The organism is Actinacidiphila bryophytorum, assembly GCF_016916835.1.
In the GTDB taxonomy this organism is placed as follows: domain Bacteria; phylum Actinomycetota; class Actinomycetes; order Streptomycetales; family Streptomycetaceae; genus Actinacidiphila; species Actinacidiphila bryophytorum.
In genome coordinates, this window is sequence record NZ_JAFFIX010000007.1 from 45,297 (window position 1) to 67,938 (window position 22,642).

The following is a 22,642-nucleotide window of genomic DNA, read 5'->3' on the forward strand; positions in this document are numbered from 1 at the left end:
CAGGCACTCCTCCTCACCCCCACCGGCCCGCCCCCCGTCCGCACAGTTCCCCGCACCCCTGAAAAACGCCCACCCCCGCAGCCAGACGGCGCCCCCTGAAAGCGCCGCCCCTGCGGAAAGAGGGCAACCCCCAGGGGCGCGGGGAACTGCGCGCGCAACCCACCACCGGGGGAAAGGCGACCGCCCACCGCATGGGGCAGGACCCCGGAGGGGCTAGGCGGGGAGGAGGACGAGGCGGCCGCGGAGGCCGGCTTGGGCTTGGCGGGTGTGGGCCGCGGCAGCCGCGGCCAGCGGGTATGTGGCTGCCACCCGCAGCGTGAGCCGGCCGGCTTCCACAAGCGCGGCCAGCTCCGTGAGGCGCGGCCCATCCGCACGGACCCACACGTTGTGGACCCGCGTTCCCCGCCGCGGCACGGGATCGGCCCCGAGCCCGACGGCGACGAAGGCCCCGCCGGCGCGCAGCGCCTCAAGCGCTCGGGTCTTGAGGCCCGCGGCGTCGAGGACCCCGTCCACCCCGCCGGGCACGACCGCGCGGACCGCGTCCGCGACCCGCTCCCCCCGCGGCACGAAGTGCTGCGCACCGAGGCCGCAGACGAGTTCCTCGTCGTCGGGCGAGGCGAGGGCGACGACCCGCAGCCCGCGGGCGACGGCGAGTTCGACGGCGAAGCCGCCGACGCCGCCGGCCGCGCCGGTGACGAGCAGGGTGTCGCCGGGCGCGAGGTCGAGCAGGTCGAGGGCCTGCGCCGCGGTGAGGCCGCACAGCGGCAGGGTGGCGGCTTCGGCGGACGGCACGTCGCGGGGCGCGCGCCCGACGGCGGCCGCGTCGAGTACGACGTACTCCGCGTATCCCCCGGTGACGAGGTCGAGCCGGTCGACGAGGCCGATCACGGCGTCGCCGACGGCGAATCCCGCCCCCGCCCCGACGGCGTCGACCGTGCCGACGACGTCCCAGCCGATCCCGAACTGCGGCTGCGGTTCCGCGAAGCCGATGGTGATCATGGATCCGGCGCGTACGGCGAGGTCGATGGGGTTGACCGCGGCGGCCTGGACCGCGATGCGCACCTGCCCGGGGCCGGGCTCCGGCAGCGGCTGCTCGACGGTGACCAGCGCCTCGGGACCGCCGAAGTCCCGTACGACGACTGCACGCATGGCTGTTCTCCTGGGTTCACGAGGGTGTGGCGGACACCTGCGAACCTAGATCGCGTTACTCTCTTTCGGTAAGAAGGCACCTGGAAGTGCGTAACCCACGTGGGAGTCGTCATGCCGACAAGGACCGCGGCCGAGCGCCGCGCGGAGGCCAGGGCCGCGTATGACGCCTTCATGGCGGAGTGCCCGTCGCGGCAGCTGCTGGAGCGGATCAGCGACAAGTGGGCGACGCTGATCGTCACGGCACTGGCTGACGGCCCGCGGCGCTATGCGGAGCTGGCCAGGACGATCGCGGGGGTGAGCCAGAAGATGCTGACCCAGACGCTGCGCGCGCTGGAGCGCGACGGCCTGGTGACGCGTACGGTCACCGCGTCCGTGCCGGTCAGGGTGGACTACGAGCTGACCGGCATCGGGCGGGAGCTGCTCGTCGTGCTGGCGGCCGTCAAGTCATGGTCGGAGCGGCACATCGAGCAGGTGCTGGACGCCCGCGACGCCTATGACGCGGCGCACGCGGACGACAGGCCCTAGGGCGGGTCAGGCCAGGCCTGCGACGAGTTCTGCGACGGGGCGGCGGCGCCCGGTGAAGAAGGGCACCTCCTCGCGGACGTGCATGCGTGCCTCGGAGGCGCGCAGCAGCCGCATGAGGTCGACGATGCGGTACAGCTCGTCCGCCTCGAAGGCCAGGATCCACTCGTAGTCGCCGAGCGAGAAGGACGCCACGGTGTTGGCGCGCACGTCGGGGTAGCCCCGGGCCAGCTTGCCGTGGTCGGCGAGCATGCGGCGGCGGTCCTCGTCGGGCAGCAGGTACCAGTCGTAGGAGCGCACGAAGGGGTAGACGCTGACGTAGTCGCGAGGCGTCTCGTCGGCGAGGAAGGCCGGCACGTGCGACTTGTTGAACTCGGCCGGGCGGTGCAGCGCCATGTTGGACCACACCGGCTCCAGCGCGCGGCCCAGGCGGGTGCGGCGGAAGAGGTTGTAGGCCTCCTGCAGGGCCTCGGCGGTCTCGGCGTGCCACCAGATCATCAGGTCGGCGTCGGCGCGCAGGCCCGACACGTCGTAGGTGCCGCGGATCGTGACGTCCTTGGCGGCGAGCTGCGCGAACAGCTCCTCGACCTCGTCGGCGTACCCGCTGCGGTCCTCGGGCAGCGGGCTTCGGAGCCGGAAGACCGACCACAGCGTGTAGCGGATGACCTCGTTGAGGTCCTTGGCCTTCTTGCCCGCGTTGGCGGTCCTGGCGTGGGTGGCGGCTTCCGCGGCGGCGGAGTCGAGGGCGTGGTCGGCAGTCGAGTCGCTCATGCGGCTATTCTCCCGCGCCGCCTGATGCGCCCGGCACCAGGGTGGCCAGTACCTCGGCCGCCGCGCGCTGCCCGCTGCCGATGCAGGCCGGGATGCCGACGCCGTCGTAGAGGGCGCCGCACACCGCGAGGCCGGGGAGCTTGGCGACCTGTTCGCGGATGCGGGCGACGCGGTCCACGTGGCCGACCGGGTACTGCGGCAGCCCGGCGGCCCAGCGGGTGACCCGGGCGGCCACCGGCGCCGCGCGCAGGCCGACGGCTTCCGCCAGGTCCTCCCGGGACAGCCGCACGAGGTCGGCGTCGTCCCAGGCCAGGTCCGCCTCGTCGCCGTGCCGCCCGACCGAGGTGCGCAGCACCATCGTGTCGCCGGAGGCCCGGTCCTGCCAGCCCCACTTGCGGCTGGAGAAGGTCGAGGCCTTGATCGTACGGCCGTCGACCGGCGGTACGAGGAAGCCGCTGGACTCCGGCAGCCGCAGCAGGTCGGTGCGGCGGTAGGCGAGGGTGACCAGGGCCATGCCCGCGTAGTCCACGCTGTCCAGGTCGGCGGCGGCCGCGGGCGACTCGGCGCCGAGCAGCCGGGCGGCGACCGGTGCGGGGGCGGCGAGGACCACGGCGTCGGCGTCGAGGGCGCGGTCGTCCAGGCGGACCTGCCAGCCGTGCGGTCCTGTCCTGCGCAGCTCGCGGACCGGCGCCGACGTCTCGATCACCACACCCGCGGCCCGGCAGGCGTCGGCGACGGCGAGCGGCAGCCGGCCGATGCCGCCGCGGATGCCGTTGAAGACCGGCCCGGTGCCGGCCGAGGCGGCGGCCTTGCGCTGGATGTCGCGCGCGGCCTCGATCAGCGAGCGCCCGGTGCGGGCGGCCTCGTAGAGCTGGGGCACGGCGGCGCGCAGCGAGATCTCGTACGCGTTGCCCGCGTAGACGCCGCCGAGCAGCGGCTCGACGAGCCGGTCGACCACCTCGTGGCCGAGCCGGGCGGCGACGAAGGCGCCGACGGCCACGTCGCCGTCGACCGGGGTGCGGGGCAGGACGTGGTCGAGCGGGATGCGGGCGAGGCCCGCGGCCGAGATCACCCCGGAGGCGGCGAGCGGGCCGACGTCGCCGGGGACGCCCATGACGTGGCCCTTGGGCATGGGGCGCAGCCGGCCGCGGGTCCACAGGGTGGCGCCGAGCACGGCGGGCGGCTCCAGGTCGTCGCCGAGGCCGACCTCGCGGGCCAGCGCGACCGCCTCGGGCCTGCGGGCCAGGACCGACTCCGCGCCGAGGTCGACCGGGACTCCGGCGATCTCGTCGGCGTGCAGCTTGCCGCCGAGCCGCGGCGAGGCTTCGAGCAGCGTCACCCGGGCGCCCGCCCCGGCGAGCCGGTGGGCGGCGGCCAGCCCAGAGATGCCGCCCCCGACGACCACCACATGTCCCCCTGCGGGTCCCCTGCCGGGTCCCGCCGCCCCGCCGTGCGCGGCTTCCGCGCCCGTCCCGCTGTGCGTGTCGCTCATGCGTCCACTGTCTCAGACTCCGGACCGTCCCAGAATCCGGATCGAGTTCCGACCGTGACTGCTTCGGTACCGCAGAACGGCAACGCGCCGGGAGGGTCGGCCGTCCAACCGTCGGCATGACACAACAGCCCTGTCCTTGGGGGGATTTGAGATGGGACCCAGTACGAGACCCAGTGCCAGACGGACCGGCCCGAGACGGCACTCACCGGGCGCCCTGCGGCGGCGCGGGGGCGCCGCGGTCGCGGCACTGCTGATGGCGGCGACGCTCGGCCTCGCCGGGTGCAGCGCGTCGTCCGACAACGGCTCCGCCGCGTCCGACAAGGCCGCGGCTCCCATGTCCGACGGCGGCCGCAGCGTGCCGGAGGCCGGCCAGGACGGCGGCAGCGGCTCAGCCAAGAGCGGCAGCGGCGCGGTCCCCGAGGGGACCGGCGGCGCCGGCGGTACGTCGCCGAGCGCGCCTTCCGCGGGATCGGGGACGGGACCGGGGAAGGCCACGGCCCCGCCTTCGGCTCCGAAGTACCTGGTGCGCACCGCGGACCTGAGCATCCGCACCCCGCACGTCGAGGAGGCGTCGCTGAAGGCCAGGACACTGGTCGCGGCGGCGGGCGGCTACGCGGGCGACGAGAACACGTCCGTGGACGCGCAGGGCCATGCCACCTCGACGATCCAGCTGCGGGTGCCGCCGGCCGCGTACGACCAGCTGCTCGACGACCTCGGCAAGCTCGGCACCCTGCTGGGGCGCAAGGTCAGCGTGGACGACGTCACCGGCCAGGTGGTGGACGTGCAGAGCCGGATCAAGTCGCAGCAGGCCAGCGTCGACAGGGTCCGCAAGCTGATGAACCAGGCCTCGGGGCTGACCGACGTGGTGCAGCTGGAGAGCGAGCTGAGCACCCGCGAGTCCGCGCTGGAGGCGCTGGAGGCCCAGCAGGCGTCGCTGCGGGCGCAGGCGGACCTGGCGACGGTCACGCTGCAGCTGAGCGAGCCGCCGGTGAAGGCGCCGGTCCACAAGGAGCCGGAGAAGAAGAAGGACGGCTTCTGGAAGACGGTCGGCAACGCCCTGGCGGGCGGCTGGCACGCCTTCTACCTGACGGTGCGGGCGGTGCTGGTCGTGATCTCCGCGCTGCTGCCCTTCCTGGCCGTCGTGGCGCTTCTCCTGCTGGTCTGGCGGGCGCTGCGCTGGTGGCGACCGCGTCCGGAGCCGACGCAGGAGCCGCCGGCGGTGCGGCAGCCGGCCGCGCCGCTGCCCAAGCACCCGGCGGTGCCTGGCGCGCGGGGCGGCGTGCCGGAGCAGGACCTGTGGGCGCCGCCGCCCGCACCGCCGGTGACGCCGCCCGAGTCTTCGGGTGAGCCCCGGGAGGAGCGGGACTGACCGGCGCCCCTGCCCTCAGGCCGCCTCGGTCGTGCGGTGCACGAAGTCCACGAGGCGGGTGAGGGCGTCGGGGTCGGTAGTGGGCAGGACGCCGTGGCCGAGGTTGAAGATGTGGCCGGTACCGGCCGCGGCCGCGGCGTCCAGCACCTCGCGGGTCTTCGCCTCGACCGCCGAGGTCGGGGCGAAGAGCACCGCCGGGTCGAGGTTGCCCTGCAGCGCCTTGCCGGGGCCGACCCGGCGGGCGGCCTCGTCCAGCGGCACCCGCCAGTCGACGCCCATGACGTCGGCGCCCGCCTCGCCCATCAGGCCGAGCAGTTCGCCGGTGCCGACGCCGAAGTGGATGCGCGGCACCCCGTAGCCGGCGACGGCGTCGAAGACCTTCGCTGAGGCCGGCATCGCGTAGCGCCGGTAGTCGGCGGGCGACAGCGCGCCGACCCAGGAGTCGAACACCTGCACCGCGCTCGCGCCCGCCTCGATCTGCACCTTCAGGAAGCCCGCCGCGATGTCGGCGAGCCGGTCGAGCAGGTCGAGCCACAGCTCGGGGTCGCCGTACATCAGCGCCTTGGTGCGCTCGTGGTTGCGGGACGGCCCGCCCTCGACGAGGTAGCTGGCCAGCGTGAAGGGCGCACCGGTGAAGCCGATCAGCGGGGTGGCGCCCAGCTCGGCGGTGAGCAGGCCGACGGCCTCGGTGACGTAGCCGACGTCGGAGGGGTCCAGGTCGCGCAGCCGGGCGAGGTCCTGCCGGGTGCGGATCGGGTCGGCGACGACCGGGCCGACGCCCGGCTTGATGTCCAGGTCGATGCCGATGGCCTTGAGCGGCACCACGATGTCGCTGAAGTAGACGGCCGCGTCCACGCCGTGCCGCCTGACCGGCTGCAGGGTGATCTCGGTGATCAGGTCGGGCCGCGTGCACGACTCCAGCATCGGGATGCCCTCGCGCAGCTTCAGGTACTCGGGCAGTGACCGCCCGGCCTGCCGCATGAACCACACGGGGGTGTGCGGTACCGGTTCGTTCCTGCAGGCTCGGATGAAGGGGGAAGCAGCGGTCTGCTGGTGCGCACTCACATCCGGCATCCTCCCACGGCGGGACGGGACACCAGTTCCGGGGCCTCGGGTGTTGTTGCGCACGCAACGGGCGTCAGCGGCCTAGTCTTCCGGGCATGGCAGCGGTGCATGGGCAGCTCGGCGAGGACGACGGGGTCCCCTTTCCCTTTCGGCATGCGGTGGACGCCCTGCGGGGGGCGCGGGTGCGGTCCGAGGTGCGGATCGAGGAGGTGACGGCGCCGCGCCGGCTCGCCTCGTACGCGTACGCGCTGGAGGCCACGGTGCTGGCCGACGGCGAGGAGCTGGCCGACGGGCGGGTGGTGCTGCTGCACGAACCGGCCGGGCACGAGGCCTGGCACGGCACCTTCCGGCTGGTGACCCTGGCCAGGGCCGACCTGGAACCCGAGATGGCCGGCGACCCGCTGCTGCCCGAGGTGAGCTGGTCGTGGCTGACCGGGGCGCTGACCGCCCGCGGCGCGGACCACGACGAGCCGAGCGGTACGGTCTCGCGCGCGTCCTCGCACTTCTTCGGCGGGCTCGGCGACCGCCCCGACGAGACCAGGATCGAACTGCGGGCCTCGTGGTCGCCGCGGGAGCGGTCCGGCGGCACGATCGACGTGGCCGCGCACCTGGCCGCCTGGTGCGACCTGCTGTGCACCTGTGCGGGCCTGCCGCCCGCAGAAGGCCCCGACGCACCGGTACGCGGCTCGGCCGGCGTGGTGCCGCTGCCCAAGCGCCGCACCTGACGCACCGACAGCACCGGGCACCGCGGCGCGGTGTCCGGTGCACAGCTGTGCCCACGCTGGTCTGGCGTTCGATCGGCCGTCCGATTTGCCGGAATTGATGCTCAATAAATCGTGATCATTCCCTAAAGCCGGGAGCGGTAGCTGCCGAAGGAAACTGTGACCGTTTCAGTCCCCTTTGCCACAGGAGGCCCGGTGTCCGTTCTTCTCGAGCAGCCCACGAGCCTGGTCGCCTACCGTCCCAGCAAGCCGACGGCCATGGTCGTCGTAGCCGACCCCCGCGTCCGCTCCACAGTCACCCGACACCTGTGGGCTCTCGGGGTTCGCGACGTGATCGAGGCCTCGTCCATCGCCGAGGCCCGGCCCCGGGTCGGTAACCCCCGCGACATCTGCGTCGCCGACGTCCATCTCCCCGACGGTTCCGGGCTCACCCTGCTCGCCGAGACCCGTGCGGCGGGCTGGCCCAACGGCCTGGCCCTCTCCGCCGCCGACGACATCGGCGCGGTACGCAACGCACTGGCGGGCGGCGTCAAGGGCTACGTCGTGACCGGCACCCGCAACAGCCCCGGCTCCATGGCCGGGCGCCCCGGCCTCGCCCCGCTCGGCGCGACCGCGGCCCGCATGCAGCGCCGCCCCCCGGGCGCATCCGGCCACCCCGGAAGCGGCTACCGCGAGCTGTCGGGGCGCGAGGTGGAGGTGCTCAGGCTCGTCGCCGAGGGCCAGTCGAACAAGGCGATCGGGGTGTCCATGGGACTTTCCGCCCTGACCGTCAAGAGCCATCTTGCGCGGATCGCACGCAAGCTCGGCACCGGGGATCGCGCCGGCATGGTGGCCGTCGCGCTCCGGACCGGAATCATCCACTGACCCCTCCGGGGGCGTAACGTTCCGCCCCCGCTTCCCCCGCCCTCCGCGGTTCCCGCGCCCCCAGGTGATTGCCACTTGCTGTGGCGTTGCACCTTTCAGTCCGTCGTGGCTGGGCGCGCAGTTCCCCGCGCCCCTAAAAACGCTCCCCCTCCCCCGAGAGGGCAACCCATAAGGGGCGCGTGGGGGTACCCCCTCTGGGGGAGAACGGAGCGCCCAGCCCCACCACCCGGGGGAAAGGCGACCGCCCACCGCAGGGGGCACCCGCCCAGGGGCTCGGGGAACTGCGAGACAGGCCCACCACCGGGGGAAGGTCCCGGGAAGGGGGGCGGGGGCACCCCGGGAGGGACGAGGGAACCCCCAGAGGGCGTGGCACGGGTAGCCTTGACAGGTGACCGACGCCAGAGAGACCGCAACCCCGGAAGACGAAGTCGCGGCGCCGGTTCCGCTGCTGGACCCGCGCGAGGGCATCCCGCCGGTGACCGCAGACCCGGAGGCTCTCAAGGAAGTCGTCGCGGCCTTCGCCGCGGGTTCGGGCCCGGTCGCCGTCGATGCCGAGCGCGCCTCCGGCTACCGCTACGGGCAGCGGGCCTATCTGGTCCAGCTGCGCCGCGCCGGAGCAGGGACCGCGCTGATCGACCCGGTCGGGTGCCCCGACCTGTCCACTCTGGACGCCGCACTGCGCGGCACCGAGTGGGTGCTGCACGCAGCCACCCAGGACCTGCCGTGCCTGACGGAGCTGGGCATGCACCCGACCTCGCTGTTCGACACCGAGCTGGCCGGGCGGCTGGCCGGTTTCCCGCGGGTCGGGCTGGGCGCGATGGTGGAGCAGGTGCTGGGTTTCGCCCTGGAGAAGGGCCACTCGGCGGTCGACTGGTCGACCCGGCCGCTGCCGGAGCCGTGGCTGCGGTATGCGGCGCTGGACGTCGAGTTGCTGGTCGATCTGCGGGACGCGCTGGAGGAGGAGCTGCGCACCCAGGGCAAGCTGGACTGGGCGCTGCAGGAGTTCGCGGCGATCGCGGCGGCCCCGCCGCCCGCGCCCCGGGTGGACCCGTGGCGCAGGACGTCGGGCATGCACAAGGTCCGCAGGCGGCGGCAGATCGGTGTGGTGCGCGAGCTGTGGCTGGCCCGCGACCGTGCCGCACGGGAGCGGGACGTCTCGCCGGGCCGGGTGCTCAGCGACGCGGCGATCGTGACCGCGGCGCTGGAGAACCCGCCGAATGTGCACGCGCTGGCGGCCCTGCCCGGTTTCGGGCACCGCATGGGCCGCCGCCAGCTCGACCAGTGGCAGGCGGCGGTGGACCGGGCGCGCGGCCTTCCCGAGCGCGAGCTGCCGCAGCCGACGGCCGCCTACAACGGTCCGCCCCCACCGCGCGCCTGGGCGGACAAGGACCCGGCGGCCGCCGCCCGCCTGTCGGCGGCCCGTGCGGCGGTGACGGGTCTTGCGGAGGAGCTGAACCTTCCGCAGGAGAACCTGATCACCCCGGACACCGTGCGCCGGGTGTGCTGGTCGCCGCCCGGCGACCGCTCCCCCGAGGCCGTCGCCGAGGCGCTGACGGCGCTGGGCGCCCGCCCGTGGCAGGTCCAGCTGACGTCCCCGCTGCTGTCCAAGGCCCTGAGCGCCGTCCCGGCAGCCGAGGCGTGAGCGCCGCTGCCGTGTGACCTACACCGCTTCGCCGGGTTGCACTGTCCCCGCCGGTTACCGACGAGTAGCATGATGGGCGGTGCCGCACTCGCTCTGCGGAGTGCGGTGCGCCTCCGTCCACCATCCCCCCGGTCACGCCGGTGAGCGAGCCAAAGGTCGCGCCGGTGCCGAAAGGGAGAACGCGCGGAGGTCCCGAGGAACGAGGGACCGAGCACGATCGACCGTCGGCACCGGATCCGAAGCGACCGGAGGCGAGTGAACACAGAAAAAGGGAGCTGCTCGTGCCCCGTACTGCGAGGGACGTCGTCTTCGTCGACGGCGTCCGCACCCCGTTCGGCAAGGCGGGCCCGAAGGGCATCTACCACGAGACCCGCGCCGACGACCTGGTGATCAAGTGCATCCGGGAGCTGCTGCGGCGCAACCCGGACCTGGACCCGGCCCGTATCGACGAGGTCGCGGTGGCCGCGACGACGCAGATCGGCGACCAGGGGCTCACCCTGGGGCGTACCGCCGGGATCCTGGCCGGGCTGCCGACGACGGTGCCCGGCTTCTCGATCGACCGGATGTGCGCCGGTGCGATGACCGCGGTGACCACGACCGCGGGCGGTATCGCCTTCGGGGCCTACGACGTGGTGGTCGCGGGCGGTGTCGAGCACATGGGGCGGCACCCGATGGGTGAGGGCGTGGACCCCAACCCGCGGTTCGTCTCGGAGAAGCTCGTGGACGAGTCCGCGATGTTCATGGGCATGACCGCGGAGAACCTGCACGACCGCTTCCCGAAGCTGACCAAGGCGCGCGCCGACGAGTTCGCGGTCCGCAGCCAGGAGAAGGCGGCGAAGGCGTACGCGAACGGCCGTATCCAGCAGGACCTGGTGCCGATCGCGATCCGCCGCACCAACCCGGAGGCCGGGGAGACCGGCTGGGGTCTGGCGACCGCGGACGAGCCGATGCGCCCGGGCACCACCCTGGAGCAGCTGGCCGGCCTCAAGACGCCGTTCAGGGCGCACGGCCGGGTCACCGCGGGCAATGCGGCGGGCCTCAACGACGGTGCGACCGCCTCGCTGCTGGCCGCCGAGGACGTGGCCCGCGAGCTGGGCCTGCCGGTGAAGATGCGGCTGGTGTCGTACGCCTTCGCGGGCGTCGAGCCCGAGGTGATGGGCATCGGCCCGATCCCGGCCACCGAGAAGGCGCTCGCCAAGGCGGGCCTGGGCATCGAGGACATCGGCCTGTTCGAGGTGAACGAGGCCTTCGCCGTTCAGGTGCTGTCGCTGCTCGACCACTACGGCATCGCCGACGACGACCCGCGGGTCAACCAGTACGGCGGCGCGATCGCCTTCGGCCACCCGCTGGCCTCCTCCGGCGTGCGGCTGATGACGCAGCTGGCCCGGCAGTTCGAGGAGCAGCCGCACGTGCGCTACGGCATCACGACCATGTGCGTCGGCTTCGGCATGGGCGGCACGGTCGTCTGGGAGAACCCCCACTTCGACGGGAGCGGCAAGTGAGCACCACCACGGAACTCCTCAAGGGCGCGGCGGAGCTCTTCCCCGGCGAGGTCGTCACGCAGGCGCAGGTGCGGCACATCGACCTGCCCGGCGCGGGCCGCTTCGCACTGATCACCCTGGACAACGGCCTGGACCACACCAAGCCGACCACCTTCGGGCCGCAGTCGCTGGCCAACCTGGACGCGGCTCTCGACCAGGTCGAGAAGGAGGCCGCGGACGGCGCGATCACCGGCGTCGGCATCACGGGCAAGCCCTTCATCTTTGCTGTGGGGGCCGACCTCAAGGGCGTGGAGCTGCTGGGGCGCCACCAGGACGCACTGGCCATCGGCAAGGGCGGCCACGACGTCTTCAAGCGGCTGTCCTCGCTCGCGGTCCCGACCTTCGCCTACTACAACGGCGCCGCGATGGGCGGCGGCGTCGAGGTCGGCCTGCACTGCACCTACCGCACGGTCTCCGCGTCGATCCCGGCCTTCTCGCTGCCCGAGGTCTTCCTCGGCCTGGTGCCCGGCTGGGGCGGCTGCGCGCTGCTGCCGAACCTGATCGGCGCCGACCGCGCGGTCACCGTGATCATCGAGAACTCGCTCAACCAGAACCGCCAGCTCAAGGGCGCCCAGGTCTTCGAGCTGGGCATCGCCGACGCGCTCTTCGAGGCGGCGGACTTCCTGGAGCAGTCGCTTGCCTGGACCGCCTCCGTGCTGACCGGCGAGATCGAGGTGGCCCGCCCCGAGGTGGACCGCGGCGAGGCCTGGGACCGGGCGGTCGAGCGCGGGCGCTTCATCGCCGACGGAAAGGTGCACGGCGCGGCCCCCGCCGCCTACCGGGCGCTGGACATCATCGCGGCGGCCAAGGACGGCGACCTGCGGCGCGGCTTCGACGCCGAGGACGCGGCGCTCGCCGACCTGATCATGGGCGGCGAGCTGCGCAGCGGCATCTACGCCTTCAACCTGGTGCAGCGGCGCGCCAAGCGCCCGGTCGGCGCCCCGGACAAGGCGCTGGCCAGGCCCGTGGCCAAGGTCGGCGTGGTCGGCGCGGGGCTGATGGCCTCGCAGCTGGCGCTGCTGTTCGTGCGCCGCCTCGAAGTGCCGGTGGTGCTCACCGACATCGACCAGGAGCGGATCGACAAGGGCGTGGGCTACGTCCACGGCGAGATCGACAAGCTGCTGGCCAAGGGCAGGCTCGGCCAGGACGCGGCGAACCGCTACAAGGCCCTGGTGACCGGGCACCTCGACAAGGCCACGGCCTTCGGTGACGCGGACTTCGTCATCGAGGCGGTCTTCGAGGAGATGGGCGTCAAGCAGCAGGTCTTCGCGGAGCTGGAGGCGGTGGTGCGCCCGGACGCGATCCTGGCCACGAACACCTCCTCGCTGTCGGTGAGCGAGATGGCCGCCAAGCTCGACCACCCCGAGCGGGTGGTGGGCTTCCACTTCTTCAACCCGGTCGCGATCCTGCCGCTGCTGGAGATCGTCCGCGGCGAGGACACCGACGACGCGTCCCTGGCCACGGCCTTCGCGGTCGCCAAGAAGCTGCGCAAGACCGCGGTGCTGGTCAAGGACGCGCCGGCCTTCGTCGTCAACCGGATCCTGACCCGCTTCATGGGCGAGATCCAGAACGTCATCGACGAGGGCACCCCGGTCGCGGTCGCCGAGAAGGCCATCGAGCCGCTGGGCCTGCCGATGTCGCCGCTGGTGCTGCTCGAACTGGTCGGCCCCGCGATCGGCCTGCACGTCTCGCAGACCCTGCACGGCGCCTTCCCCGACCGCTTCACGGTCTCGGAGAACCTGGCCGCCGTCGTCAAGGCCGGCAAGCGCGGCTTCTACGTCTACGACTCCGGCCGCCCGGAGCTGGACCCGGAGGTCGCGGCGCTGCTCAAGCAGGGCGACAAGGTGCTGACCGAGGCTCAGGTGCGCGAGCGGGTCCTGGACGCGGTGGCGCAGGAGATCGGGCTGATGCTGGCCGAGGGCGTGGTCGCCGAGGCGCAGGACATCGACCTGTGCCTGATCACCGGTGCGGGCTGGCCCTTCCACCTGGGCGGCATCACGCCGTACCTGGACCGCGAGGGCGTCTCGCAGCGGGTGAACGGCAAGCCCTTCCTCGCCCCGGGCGTCGCGAGCGTCCCGGCCTGACACGGGCGCACAGCGCGAGGGGGGCGGGGCCTTGGCGGCCCCGCCCCCCTCGTGGGTCCCGGCGGGGTCAGCCGCCGGGGCGGGCCGCAGGGGCGGGGGTGGCCAGCAGGGCCACCGTCAGGTCGCGGACCAGCGACTTGCGTTCGTAGTCGTCCAGCTCCACCAGGCCGCGTTCGGTGATCCCGCGCAGGGTGTCGCCGACCGCGGTCAGCACGTCGTCCAGCACCGCCTTGCGCTGCCTGGCGTCCAGCGAGGCGATCCGCGCCCGGCGCATGGCCGCGGCGACCTCGGGGGCGTAGTCCAGCCTGACCGGGGTCACCGAGAAGACCTCCACGCCCGCCTCCTGCATCGCGGCGGCCACCATGCGGCCCAGCTCGTCGGCGAGCCGGTCGCTGTCCCGCAGCGTCACCGCGTCGCCGCGGAAGTCGTCCAGCGGGTGCCGGGACAGGGCGCGGGCGACGGCCGCCTCCACCTCCTCGCGCAGCAGCCGGGTGCAGTCGTCCACCGCGAAGGCGGCCCGTGCGGTCTCCCTGATCCGCCACACCAGCAGCACGGTGATCTGCACGGGGGTGCCGTACGCGTCGGCGGCGTCGATGGGGCGGCTGCGCCAGTGCCGCAGCGAGACGTCCATCCGCCGCCTGCGCAGCAGCGGGCTGATCCACAGCAGCCCGGTGCGGCGGACCGTGCCGCGGTAGCCGCCGCTCCTGGTGAGCACCCAGACCCGGCCCGGGCGCCCGCGGGCCAGGCCGCAGGCGGCGAGGGCGGCGACCGCGCCGATCAGGACCAGGCCGCTCCACAGGCCGCTGCCGCGCTCGGCGTCCCGCGGCGGGTCGGGCAGCAGGCCGCCGGTCGGCGGCAGCGGCAGCAGCCCGGCCCGCCACAGCAGCCAGCCCGCGGCCGCGACGGCGGCCAGCAGCGCGGTGCCCGCCGTCCAGCCGGGCAGGCACGGGCCCGGCCGCTCGGCCGGCGAGTCACCGGCGGACTTGACCCGCGGCATGAGCAGCGTCTGCTCGGCCACCGGCCCTCCCTGCCCGGGCACGTCCCCTGCCCGGGGCGAGCCGGGCAGGTCGGAGCCGGTGCGGCCGGGGCCGCCGGGATCAGGGTGCCCTGCGGACGAGGCCGACGGCATGCGGACCGTGGGATCCGCGGCGCCGGGGCGCCCGGGGCCGCCGGGCTGCTCCGGGCCTCCCGGGCGCCCTCCTGCCGACGGCATGCGGACGGTGGGATCCGCGGCGCCGGAGTCGCCGGGGCCGGAGTCGCCGGGGCCGGGGTGGTCCGTGGTCGAGGACGAGGACGAGGGCAGGGACAGGGTGGGGGCCGGTGGCTCAGGGGCCGCCCCGGGGCCGGGGGGCTCGGGGCGGGCGGCGGTGTCGGGGTGAGTCACGAGAACAGTCGCCTCCACGTCTCGGGGCCTGGGTATCCGTCGGCGCTGCGGCCCGACCAGCCCTGGGCGCGCTGGAAGGCCTCGACCTTGCGGCGGTCGGCCTCGTGCCAGTTGCGGCTGGGGCGGTAGCCGGCGCCGAAGCCCTTGGCGACGAGCCGGCGGCCGAGGGCCAGGACGCTGTCGTTGCTGCTGCCGGGCCGGAAGGCACCGGCACCCGGGTACCGCGGTACCGCGGCCGTCGCCGGCCCCGTGGCGGCGCGGGGCGGGCCGCCGGGGATGTCGTGGCCCTTGTGCTGGACGAGGTACGCCCAGGTGGTCGGCCCCGGCAGGCCGTCCGCAGCGGCGCCGGTCCAGCCCTGTGCCCGCTGGAAGGCGGCGGTGGCGGCGCGGTCCGCCGAACCCCACACAGGCCCCGGGCCGACCCGGTAGTAGGCGCCGGCGCCGCGGCCGACCAGCAGGGTGCCCAGCCGGGTCACGGCGGGTCCTGAGCGGCCGGTGCCGAATGACGCCCTGCCCGGGTAGCCGGTGGCGGTGGCCGTACCGGCGCCCGTGGAGGCCGCGGCGGGGGTGCCGGCCAGGTACCGGTAGCGGTAGGGGACGTACTTGGCCGAGTCCTCCCAGTACGCGTACGGCGTCGTCCTGGCCCTGGCGCCCGGCGCGGTCTGCTCGTAGGCGGTGTAGCGGGTGTGCGCGGTGTTCGCCCAGCCGGCGAAGATCAGCGCGTGCGAGCCCTTCCGCGGGTCGGCGGTGTTGTGGAAGAGCAGCATGTCGCCGGGCTGCAGCTGGCTGCGGGTGATGCGGACCGCGTAGTCGGCCAGGTCGCCGGTCCAGGCGCTGACGCCGAGCCCCCAGGCCATGGACACGAAGCCCGAGCAGTCCTGCCGGTAGCCGTCCTTCCAGTGCGCGGTCATGCTGTACGGCACCGCGGCCGTGACCCAGGTCCTGGCCCGCTGCAGGATCTGGCTGCGGGTCAGCCGCAGCGGGGTGGCCGCGGCGGCCGGTGCGGCCATGGCGCCGCGGCCCGTGGCGTAGCCGGTGACCCCGGCGGGTTGGGGTGCGGCGGCGACGGCGGCAGCGGTGCCGCCGAGCGCGGTGCCCGCTGCGGCGGCCACGACGAGCACCCTGGTCGCCCCGGTGCTGGTGGTGGCGCCGCAGGTGTCGCGGGCCATGGAGTCGGCGAGGCGCTGCCGTGCGCAGCCCTCGCAGCCGCACGCGGGCGGCGGCTCGACGTCGTCGAACAGCGGTATCGACATGCGCACCACTCCTCCGTGATCGGGCGTCACCTTTCCTTATTACCCGATTTACCCGGAAAGTTGACGAACCGGGACAGATCGGCAGGAGAAGGGTGAACCACCCGACCGCGGGGAGCGGCGGAGGGCCGAAGGAGCGTCAGCCGGCCAGCGCGGGGGTGTTCGTGGGGGCCGTGCGCAGCGTGACGACCCGCTTGGCCTCCTTGAGGATCTGCGAGCGCAGCTTCGCCGGGGTCAGCGAGGTGTGCACGTCCTTGACCACGGTGCCGTTGATCTCCACGACGGGAACGTCGCCGTAGCCGGCGGCGGCGAAGTCCTGCTGCGACTTGTCGACCCAGCCCTCGTGGTCGAGCTGCTCGATGCACGGGTCGAAGCTGGCGGTCTTGATCTTGCCGGCCTTGGCGGCCAGCTTCTTCATCAGCTTCTCGCTGGCCAGCCCGTCGTCCTTGGGGTCGGTGGGCTGGTTCTTCCACACCTGGTCGACGAAGTCGGTGAAGCGGCTCTGGTCCTGCGCGCAGGCCGCCGCGTTGGCCGCGACCAGCGCGCCGGTCCCGCCGTAGCTCTTGTCGGACGCGGTCACCAGGCGGTACTGGAACTGCACCTGACCGGTGGCCAGCAGCTGCTTGAAGACCGCTCCGTACTCCTCCTGGAAGGCCTTGGAGTCGGGGCTGCGCAGGTCCTCGTAGACGGTGACGGTCACCGGGGCCGAGGGCTTGACCGGGATGGCGAGCTTGGGGCCTGCCGCGGTGGGGCTGGGCGAGGCGCCGTCCGTCGGGGCGGCCGTGGGCCGCTGGGCCGCGGCGACCGCGCCGGTGGGCTCGGAGACCTTGGTGTCCTTCTTGCCGCGCACATGCGCGCCGATCACCGCGGACACACCGAAGACCACGACCATCGCCATCACGCCGATCGCATAAGGGCGCATCCGGTCCAGCAGGGTCTTCCGCTTCTTCTTCGGGGCCGCCGAACCGCCCGGAGTGTCGGGTCCCTTGGACTCCGTCATTGCTACGCCACCTCGATCATCCGCACTGCTCTCGCGCATTTCTACCATCGGTCCCGGGAGCCCTGTTAACGGGGCTCCCGGGCCGCGGCGGCAGGGCGCGCGACAGGGCGGTGCGAGGCCGCGGATCAGTCCTTGGCCAGGCCCGCGGCGGTGCCCGCACCGTCGCCCGCTGCGGCGTCCGCCGCCTCGTCGGCGAAGCGGCCGTCGATGGTGGCGACCACCCCGGTGACCTGGCGGGCGATGTCCGGCGCCGTCAGGCCGATGGCGGCCATGACGTCGCCGCGCGAGCCGTGCGCGAGGAAGCGCGGCGGGATGCCGAAGTCGCGCAGCGGCACGTCCACCTCGGCGTCGCGCAGCGCCTGCGCAACGGCCGAGCCGACACCGCCGACCCTGCCGTTGTCCTCGACGGTGACGACCAGCCGGTGCCGTGCGGCCAGGCCCGGCAGCTCGGCGTCGACCGGCTTGACCCAGCGCGGGTCGACCACGGTGCTGGTGATGCCCTGGGCGTCGAGCAGGGCCGCGACCTCCAGGCACATCGGGGCCAGTGCGCCCACCGAGACCAGCAGCACGTCGGGCTGCCCGTCGCCGGCCGGCTCGCGCAGCACGTCCATGCCGCCGATCCGCCCGACGGCTGCGACGGCGGGGCCGACGGCGCCCTTGGAGTAGCGGACCACGGTGGGGGCGTCCTCGACCGCCACGGCCTCCCGCAGCTGCGCCCTGACCTGGTCGGCGTCGCGCGGTGCGGCGATCCGCAGGCCCGGGACGACCTGCAGGATCGACATGTCCCACATGCCGTTGTGCGAGGCGCCGTCGCTGCCGGTCACGCCGGCCCGGTCCAGCACGAAGGTGACACCGCACCTGTGCAGGGCGACGTCCATCAGCACCTGGTCGAAGGCGCGGTTGAGGAAGGTGGCGTAGACGGCGAAGACCGGGTGCAGGCCGCCGGTGGCCAGGCCCGCAGCCGACACGGCGCCGTGCTGCTCGGCGATGCCGACGTCGTAGACCCGGTCGGGGAAGGCGGCGGCGAACTTGGTCAGGCCCACCGGGTGCAGCATCGCGGCGGTGATGGCCACGATGTCGGGGCGCTCCTTGCCCAGCTCCAGCATCTCGTCGCCGAAGACCGAGGTCCAGTCCGCACCGGCCGCCGCGATGGGCAGCCCGGTGTCGGGGTGGATCGGGCCGATGCCGTGGAAGCGGTCGGTCTCGTCGCGCTCTGCCGGGGTGTAGCCGCGGCCCTTCTCGGTGATGCAGTGCACGATGACCGGGCCGCCGAAGCGCCGGGCGCGCTGCAGCGCGGACTCCACGGCCTCGATGTCGTGGCCGTCGATCGGGCCGACGTACTTCAGGCCCAGATCCTCGAACATGCCCTGCGGGGTGATGAAGTCCTTGAGGCCCTTCTTGGCGCCGTGCAGCGTCTCGTACAGCGGCCGGCCGATGAGCGGGGTGCGCTCCAGCACCTCCTTGGTGCGGGCCAGGAACTGCTCGTAGCCGTCGGTGGTGCGCAGGGTGGCCAGGTGGTTGGCCAGGCCGCCGATGGTCGGCGAGTACGACCACTCGTTGTCGTTGACCACGATGACCAGCGGGCGGTCCTTGGCGGCGGCGATGTTGTTCAGCGCCTCCCAGGCCATGCCGCCGGTGAGGGCGCCGTCGCCGATGACGGCCACGACGTGGTCGTCGCGGCCCAGCAGCTCGTTGGCCTTGGCCAGGCCGTCGGCCCAGCCGAGCACGGTGGAGGCGTGGCTGTTCTCGATCACGTCGTGCTCGGACTCGGCGCGCGAGGGGTAGCCGGACAGGCCGCCGGTGCTCTTGAGCCTGCCGAAGTCCTGGCGGCCGGTCAGCAGTTTGTGCACGTAGGCCTGGTGGCCGGTGTCGAACAGGATGCGGTCGGCGGGCGAGTGGAAGACCCGGTGCAGCGCGATCGTCAGCTCCACCACCCCGAGGTTGGGTCCGAGGTGTCCGCCGGTCTTGGAGACCGCCTCGACGAGGAAGGAGCGGATCTCGGCGGCCAGCTGCACGAGCTGCTGCTGGTCGAGCCGGTCGAGGTCGCGGGGTCCGTTGATACGGGTCAGCACTGCCACCCGTTCCTCCTCTGCCTGTCGCTCCCGGCCGATCTGGCCTTGGAAGAGTCTAATGTTCCGGTTACCGGCGCGTCGGCCGCCCCGTGCGATGTCGGTCACGGCGCTGCCGTCCCTCTTCCCGTGTGCCCGCGCACGCCAAACCGCCGGGCGGTCCTGGGAGCCAGGTCCGCCCGGCGGTGCGGGAGGTGCGGTACGGGTGCGCGGCGATGGCCCGCCGCGCCCCGCGGGGGTGTTACGCCCGGCCCGAGGACCGCTGGGTGCGGCGGGACACGGAGTCGACCACGACGGCGGCGAGCAGCACTGCGCCGGTGATCATGTACTGGATCGACTGGTCCATGTTCAGCAGGTCGAGACCGGTCTGGATGGACTGGATGACGAGCATGCCGAGCAGCGCGGACCAGACGTTGCCGCGACCGCCGAACAGGCTCGTACCGCCGATGACGGCGGCGGCGATGGCGAGCATCAGCAGGTTGCCCGTACCGGCCTGGAGGGTCGCGGTGTAGGTCTGGCCGGCCAGGAACAGGCCGCCGATGGCCGCGAAGCCGCCGGAGATGGCGAAGACCACGATGCGGATCATGGCCACGTTGATACCGGCGCGGCGGGCCGCCTCGATGCTGCCGCCGACCGCGAAGACCTTGCGGCCGAAGGTGGTGCGGCGCAGCACGAAGTCGCAGATCACCAGGGTGGCCAGGAAGATCACCAGCGCGTTGGGCACACCGGCGGACTTGTTGAGCACATACGCGGCCACGTAGGCGACGACGGCCAGCGCGATCGTGCGCACCAGGATCTCGCTGGTGGGCCGGTAGGGCACACCGGCGGCACGGCGGCGGGTCTGGTCGATCAGCGAGCCGATCAGCAGGGCGGCGACACCCAGGGTGGCCAGGATGTAGGCGCCGGCGATGCTCTGGTTCATGAAGAAGGAGCGCTGGCCCAGGACGTGCAGCAGGCCCTTGTCCTGGATCGTGAGGCTTCCGGTGCCGCGCAGCAGCCACTGCATCAGACCGGTCCAGCCGAGGAAGCCGGCCAGGGTCACCACGAAGGCGGGCACGCCGATCTTGGCGAAGAAGAAGCCGTGGACGGCACCGATGGCGATACCGGTCAGGACGGTCAGCACGACCGCGACCCAGGCGTTGACGCCGTGGGTGACGCTGAGGCTGGCGAAGACCGCGGCGGCCAGACCGCTGACCGAGGCGACCGACAGGTCGATCTCACCGAGCAGCAGCACGAAGACCAGGCCGACGGCGAGCATGCCGGTGCCGGCCATGAAGTAGCAGATGTTGACCATGTTCGCGGAGCTGAGGAACAGGCTGTCCTTCAGCTGGAAGATGGTCCAGATGATGATCAGCGCGACGATGACCGGGAGCGAGCCCAGCTCGCCGCCCTTCATCTTGCGCTTGAACTCGGTGAGGTAGCCCTTGAAGCCCTCCTCACGGACGAGCAGCCGGGGGTCCAGCGGGGCCACGGCCGGCGGCGGCACCTCGTCGAGCGGCTGGTGCATCGTCGTCTTGTCGCTCACTGGGTCGCCTCCGCGTTGCGCGCCAGCCGGCGGGTCACGGCGTTGTCCGTGGCTCCGGTGATCGCAGCGATGATCTGTTCGTTGGTGGTGCCCTTGACCGGGAAGGCACCGTTGTTCTTGCCGAGGCGCAGCACGTGGACGGTGTCCGCGACCGCGGTGACGTCGGCCATGTTGTGGCTGATCAGGATCACGCCGAGGCGGCGCTCGCGCAGCCGCTCGACCAGGTCCAGGACCTGCGCGGTCTGCTCGACGCCCAGGGCGGCGGTCGGCTCGTCGAGGATGACGACCTTGGGCTCGCCGATCAGTGCGCGGGCGATGGCCACCACCTGGCGCTGGCCACCGGAGAGGCTGGCGATCGGGATTCTGACACTGGGAATGCGGATCGACAGAGTGTTCAGAAGTTCGCGGGAGCGCTTTTCCATCGTGACCTCGTCGAGGCTGCCGTAGCGCAGCAGCTCCCGGCCGAGGTACAGGTTACCGACCACATCGAGGTTGTCGCACAGCGCGAGGTCCTGGTAAACGGTGGCGATACCGAGACCCTGGGCGTCCTGCGGCCGGTTGATGTGCACCGACCGGCCTTCCCACTCGATGACGCCCTCGTCCACGGGGTGAACGCCCGCGATGGTCTTGACCAGGGTCGACTTGCCGGCTCCGTTGTCACCCACGAGGGCGACGACTTCTCCGGCGTGGACCTCCAGCTCGACATCGGTGAGGGCCTGGACCGCACCGAATCGCTTGGAGACTCCGCGCAACGCCAGCACGGGCGTAGCGGACACGTGAACCATCTCCTTCGCCGCCTGACCGGCGGGGATGCCGCATGCTGAACTGAACAGCCGCGGAGGGAGTGCTAAAAGCACAGGATTACAAAGTGAACGGGGAGAGGGTAGTACCCCCGCCCCGAATGGTGCTCCCGCAAGCGTTTCCGTCCGGCGCCCTGCCCCTAGCGGGGTGTTTTGTCGGGGCGGGGCGCCGGACAGGCCTGCGGGGTGCGGTGCGGAGCCGGGGGTCCGGTCCTCACCGCGGGGTCCGGACTAGTTGATTCCGGCTGCGGTGCACGCCGCGGCGAAGTCCGCGGTGCAGATCTGGTCCTTGGTGTACAGACCGTCCTTGACGACCGTGGAGGCGATGTTCGCCTTGGTCACGGAGAAGGCGGGCAGCAGCTTCGCGGGGATCTCGGCGCCGCCGTTCTGCTTGGCGGTGGTGTCGGCGACGGACTTGAAGTCCTTGCCGTTCACCAGGTCGACCGCGATCTCGGCGGTGGCGTCGGCCTCCGGCTTGTACGGCTTGTAGATGGTGCTGGTCTGGGTGCCGGCGAGGATCCGCTGCAGACCCGCCAGCTCCGCGTCCTGACCGGTCAGCGGCGGGTTGATCCCGGCGCCCTTCAGGGAGGTCGCGATACCGCCGGCCATGCCGTCGTTGGCCGAGTAGACACCGGCGATGTTCGCCTTGCCCAGCTGGGTGATGGCCGCGGACATCTTCTGCGCCGCGACGGTGTCCTTCCACAGGCCGGACTGCTCGTAGGCGATCTTGACCTTGCCGTCCAGCACCTTGTGGGCGCCGGCCTTGAACATGGCGGCGTTCGGGTCGGCCGGGTCACCGTTGATCATGACAACGTTGGCGGACGGCGTGGCCTTCGGCCCCATCGCGTCGAGCAGCGCCTGGCCCTGCAGCTCACCGATCTTCTCGTTGTCGTAGCTGACGTACGCGGAGATCGGACCCTCGGCGAGGCGGTCGTAGGCGACGACCTTGATGCCCTTGTCGACTGCGGCCTGGACGGAGGACTTGATGCCGGTCGAGTCCTGCGCGTCCAGGATCAGCACCTTGACGCCCTTGGCGATCATGCTGCTGACCTGCTGCGCCTGCTTGGCCGGGTCACCGGCTGCGTTGTCGTACTGCACGTTGCAGTCCGCGCACAGCTCCTTGATCTTGGCCTCGATCAGCGGCTTGTCGAACTTCTCGTACCGGGTGGTCGCGTTCTCCGGCAGCAGCAGGCCGATGGACTTGTTCTTGCTGTCGCTGCTGCTGCTGCTGGAGCCCTTGTCGTCACCCGCCTTACCACAGGCGGCCATGGTGAGCGCGATCGAAACAGCGGCCGTTCCGATGACGATTCGACGCGTCATTGCGTTCATGTGAGGTTGCCTCCCTGACAGGGCCGCAACACCGCGGCCGAGGTGCTCGTGAGTCAACTCCGGC

General features: G+C 72.8%; 18 protein-coding genes. 7 read left to right on the forward strand and 11 right to left on the reverse strand.

What is annotated here, in order from left to right:
- Nucleotides 1-213: 213 nt before the first annotated feature.
- Nucleotides 214-1,149, reverse strand: a complete 936-nt coding sequence (locus JT723_RS12705) for an NADP-dependent oxidoreductase (protein WP_205044671.1) — start codon at nucleotides 1,147-1,149, stop codon at nucleotides 214-216.
- Between the two features lie 111 nt (nucleotides 1,150-1,260).
- Here JT723_RS12705 and JT723_RS12710 point away from each other — a divergent pair, with 111 nt between their 5' ends.
- Nucleotides 1,261-1,674 (forward strand): winged helix-turn-helix transcriptional regulator, encoded by a 414-nt coding sequence (locus tag JT723_RS12710; protein ID WP_205044672.1) that lies wholly within the window; start codon nucleotides 1,261-1,263, stop codon nucleotides 1,672-1,674.
- 6 nt (nucleotides 1,675-1,680) lie between these two features.
- Here the strand turns inward: JT723_RS12710 and hemQ are convergent, their stop codons facing one another.
- Nucleotides 1,681-2,442, reverse strand: a complete 762-nt coding sequence (gene hemQ / locus JT723_RS12715; RefSeq protein WP_205044673.1) for a hydrogen peroxide-dependent heme synthase — start codon at nucleotides 2,440-2,442, stop codon at nucleotides 1,681-1,683.
- Between the two features lie 4 nt (nucleotides 2,443-2,446).
- The gene (gene hemG, locus JT723_RS12720; RefSeq protein ID WP_205044674.1) at nucleotides 2,447-3,934 is read right to left on the reverse strand and encodes a protoporphyrinogen oxidase; all 1,488 of its coding nucleotides are present in this window, start codon (nucleotides 3,932-3,934) and stop codon (nucleotides 2,447-2,449) included.
- 151 nt (nucleotides 3,935-4,085) lie between these two features.
- Between hemG and JT723_RS12725 the strand changes: the two genes are divergently transcribed.
- Nucleotides 4,086-5,303, forward strand: coding sequence for a DUF4349 domain-containing protein (locus tag JT723_RS12725; protein WP_205044675.1), 1,218 nt, complete (start codon nucleotides 4,086-4,088; stop codon nucleotides 5,301-5,303).
- Nucleotides 5,304-5,318: 15 nt separating this feature from the next.
- Here JT723_RS12725 and hemE read toward each other — a convergent pair whose 3' ends face one another.
- Entirely contained in the window at nucleotides 5,319-6,377 is a 1,059-nt protein-coding gene (hemE, locus tag JT723_RS12730; RefSeq protein WP_205044676.1) for a uroporphyrinogen decarboxylase, read from the reverse strand.
- An 86-nt stretch (nucleotides 6,378-6,463) separates the two neighbouring features.
- On the opposite strand from hemE, the gene JT723_RS12735 reads away from it, so the two are divergent.
- From JT723_RS12735 to JT723_RS12755, 5 genes are all read left to right on the forward strand, one after another.
- Entirely contained in the window at nucleotides 6,464-7,093 is a 630-nt protein-coding gene (locus tag JT723_RS12735; protein ID WP_205044677.1) for a DUF3000 domain-containing protein, read from the forward strand.
- A gap of 192 nt (nucleotides 7,094-7,285) precedes the next feature.
- Nucleotides 7,286-7,954, forward strand: coding sequence for a response regulator transcription factor (locus tag JT723_RS12740; RefSeq protein ID WP_033177087.1), 669 nt, complete (start codon nucleotides 7,286-7,288; stop codon nucleotides 7,952-7,954).
- A gap of 388 nt (nucleotides 7,955-8,342) precedes the next feature.
- A complete protein-coding gene (locus JT723_RS12745) occupies nucleotides 8,343-9,596 on the forward strand; it encodes an HRDC domain-containing protein (RefSeq protein WP_205044678.1) in 1,254 nt (417 codons plus the stop codon).
- Between the two features lie 281 nt (nucleotides 9,597-9,877).
- Nucleotides 9,878-11,098 (forward strand): thiolase family protein, encoded by a 1,221-nt coding sequence (locus tag JT723_RS12750; RefSeq protein ID WP_205044679.1) that lies wholly within the window; start codon nucleotides 9,878-9,880, stop codon nucleotides 11,096-11,098.
- Entirely contained in the window at nucleotides 11,095-13,221 is a 2,127-nt protein-coding gene (locus tag JT723_RS12755; protein ID WP_205044680.1) for a 3-hydroxyacyl-CoA dehydrogenase NAD-binding domain-containing protein, read from the forward strand. Before JT723_RS12750 ends, JT723_RS12755 begins: the two co-directional genes overlap by 4 nt.
- A gap of 67 nt (nucleotides 13,222-13,288) precedes the next feature.
- Here JT723_RS12755 and JT723_RS12760 read toward each other — a convergent pair whose 3' ends face one another.
- From JT723_RS12760 to JT723_RS12790, 7 genes are all read right to left on the reverse strand, one after another.
- Entirely contained in the window at nucleotides 13,289-14,605 is a 1,317-nt protein-coding gene (locus JT723_RS12760) for an SPFH domain-containing protein (RefSeq protein WP_251513547.1), read from the reverse strand.
- Nucleotides 14,602-15,858, reverse strand: coding sequence for a peptidoglycan-binding protein (locus tag JT723_RS12765; protein ID WP_205044681.1), 1,257 nt, complete (start codon nucleotides 15,856-15,858; stop codon nucleotides 14,602-14,604). The genes JT723_RS12760 and JT723_RS12765 overlap by 4 nt, the downstream gene beginning before the upstream one ends.
- Nucleotides 15,859-15,994: 136 nt before the next feature.
- Nucleotides 15,995-16,855 carry a DsbA family protein gene (locus JT723_RS12770; protein WP_240165527.1) on the reverse strand — a complete coding sequence of 287 codons (861 nt, stop codon included), beginning with the start codon at nucleotides 16,853-16,855 and terminating at the stop codon, nucleotides 15,995-15,997.
- A 125-nt stretch (nucleotides 16,856-16,980) separates the two neighbouring features.
- Complete coding sequence (gene dxs / locus JT723_RS12775; protein ID WP_205044682.1) at nucleotides 16,981-18,933, reverse strand: 1-deoxy-D-xylulose-5-phosphate synthase; 1,953 nt, start codon at nucleotides 18,931-18,933, stop codon at nucleotides 16,981-16,983.
- Between the two features lie 232 nt (nucleotides 18,934-19,165).
- Nucleotides 19,166-20,431, reverse strand: coding sequence for a sugar ABC transporter permease (locus tag JT723_RS12780; protein WP_205044864.1), 1,266 nt, complete (start codon nucleotides 20,429-20,431; stop codon nucleotides 19,166-19,168).
- A gap of 14 nt (nucleotides 20,432-20,445) precedes the next feature.
- Entirely contained in the window at nucleotides 20,446-21,234 is a 789-nt protein-coding gene (locus JT723_RS12785) for an ATP-binding cassette domain-containing protein (protein WP_033177091.1), read from the reverse strand.
- A 246-nt stretch (nucleotides 21,235-21,480) separates the two neighbouring features.
- Nucleotides 21,481-22,578 carry a sugar ABC transporter substrate-binding protein gene (locus JT723_RS12790; protein WP_205044683.1) on the reverse strand — a complete coding sequence of 366 codons (1,098 nt, stop codon included), beginning with the start codon at nucleotides 22,576-22,578 and terminating at the stop codon, nucleotides 21,481-21,483.
- Nucleotides 22,579-22,642: the final 64 nt, after the last annotated feature.

Coding starts and splice junctions, on each gene's coding strand:
- JT723_RS12790 (WP_205044683.1), bottom strand. CDS start 22,578: ATGAACGCAATGACGCGTCGAATCGTCATCGGAACGGCCGCTGTTTCG.
- hemQ (WP_205044673.1), bottom strand. CDS start 2,442: ATGAGCGACTCGACTGCCGACCACGCCCTCGACTCCGCCGCCGCGGAA.
- JT723_RS12705 (WP_205044671.1), bottom strand. CDS start 1,149: ATGCGTGCAGTCGTCGTACGGGACTTCGGCGGTCCCGAGGCGCTGGTC.
- hemE (WP_205044676.1), bottom strand. CDS start 6,377: ATGCCGGATGTGAGTGCGCACCAGCAGACCGCTGCTTCCCCCTTCATC.
- JT723_RS12710 (WP_205044672.1), top strand. CDS start 1,261: ATGCCGACAAGGACCGCGGCCGAGCGCCGCGCGGAGGCCAGGGCCGCG.
- JT723_RS12780 (WP_205044864.1), bottom strand. CDS start 20,431: ATGCACCAGCCGCTCGACGAGGTGCCGCCGCCGGCCGTGGCCCCGCTG.
- JT723_RS12770 (WP_240165527.1), bottom strand. CDS start 16,855: ATGACGGAGTCCAAGGGACCCGACACTCCGGGCGGTTCGGCGGCCCCG.
- JT723_RS12735 (WP_205044677.1), top strand. CDS start 6,464: ATGGCAGCGGTGCATGGGCAGCTCGGCGAGGACGACGGGGTCCCCTTT.
- JT723_RS12765 (WP_205044681.1), bottom strand. CDS start 15,858: ATGTCGATACCGCTGTTCGACGACGTCGAGCCGCCGCCCGCGTGCGGC.
- hemG (WP_205044674.1), bottom strand. CDS start 3,934: ATGAGCGACACGCACAGCGGGACGGGCGCGGAAGCCGCGCACGGCGGG.
- JT723_RS12785 (WP_033177091.1), bottom strand. CDS start 21,234: ATGGTTCACGTGTCCGCTACGCCCGTGCTGGCGTTGCGCGGAGTCTCC.
- JT723_RS12725 (WP_205044675.1), top strand. CDS start 4,086: ATGGGACCCAGTACGAGACCCAGTGCCAGACGGACCGGCCCGAGACGG.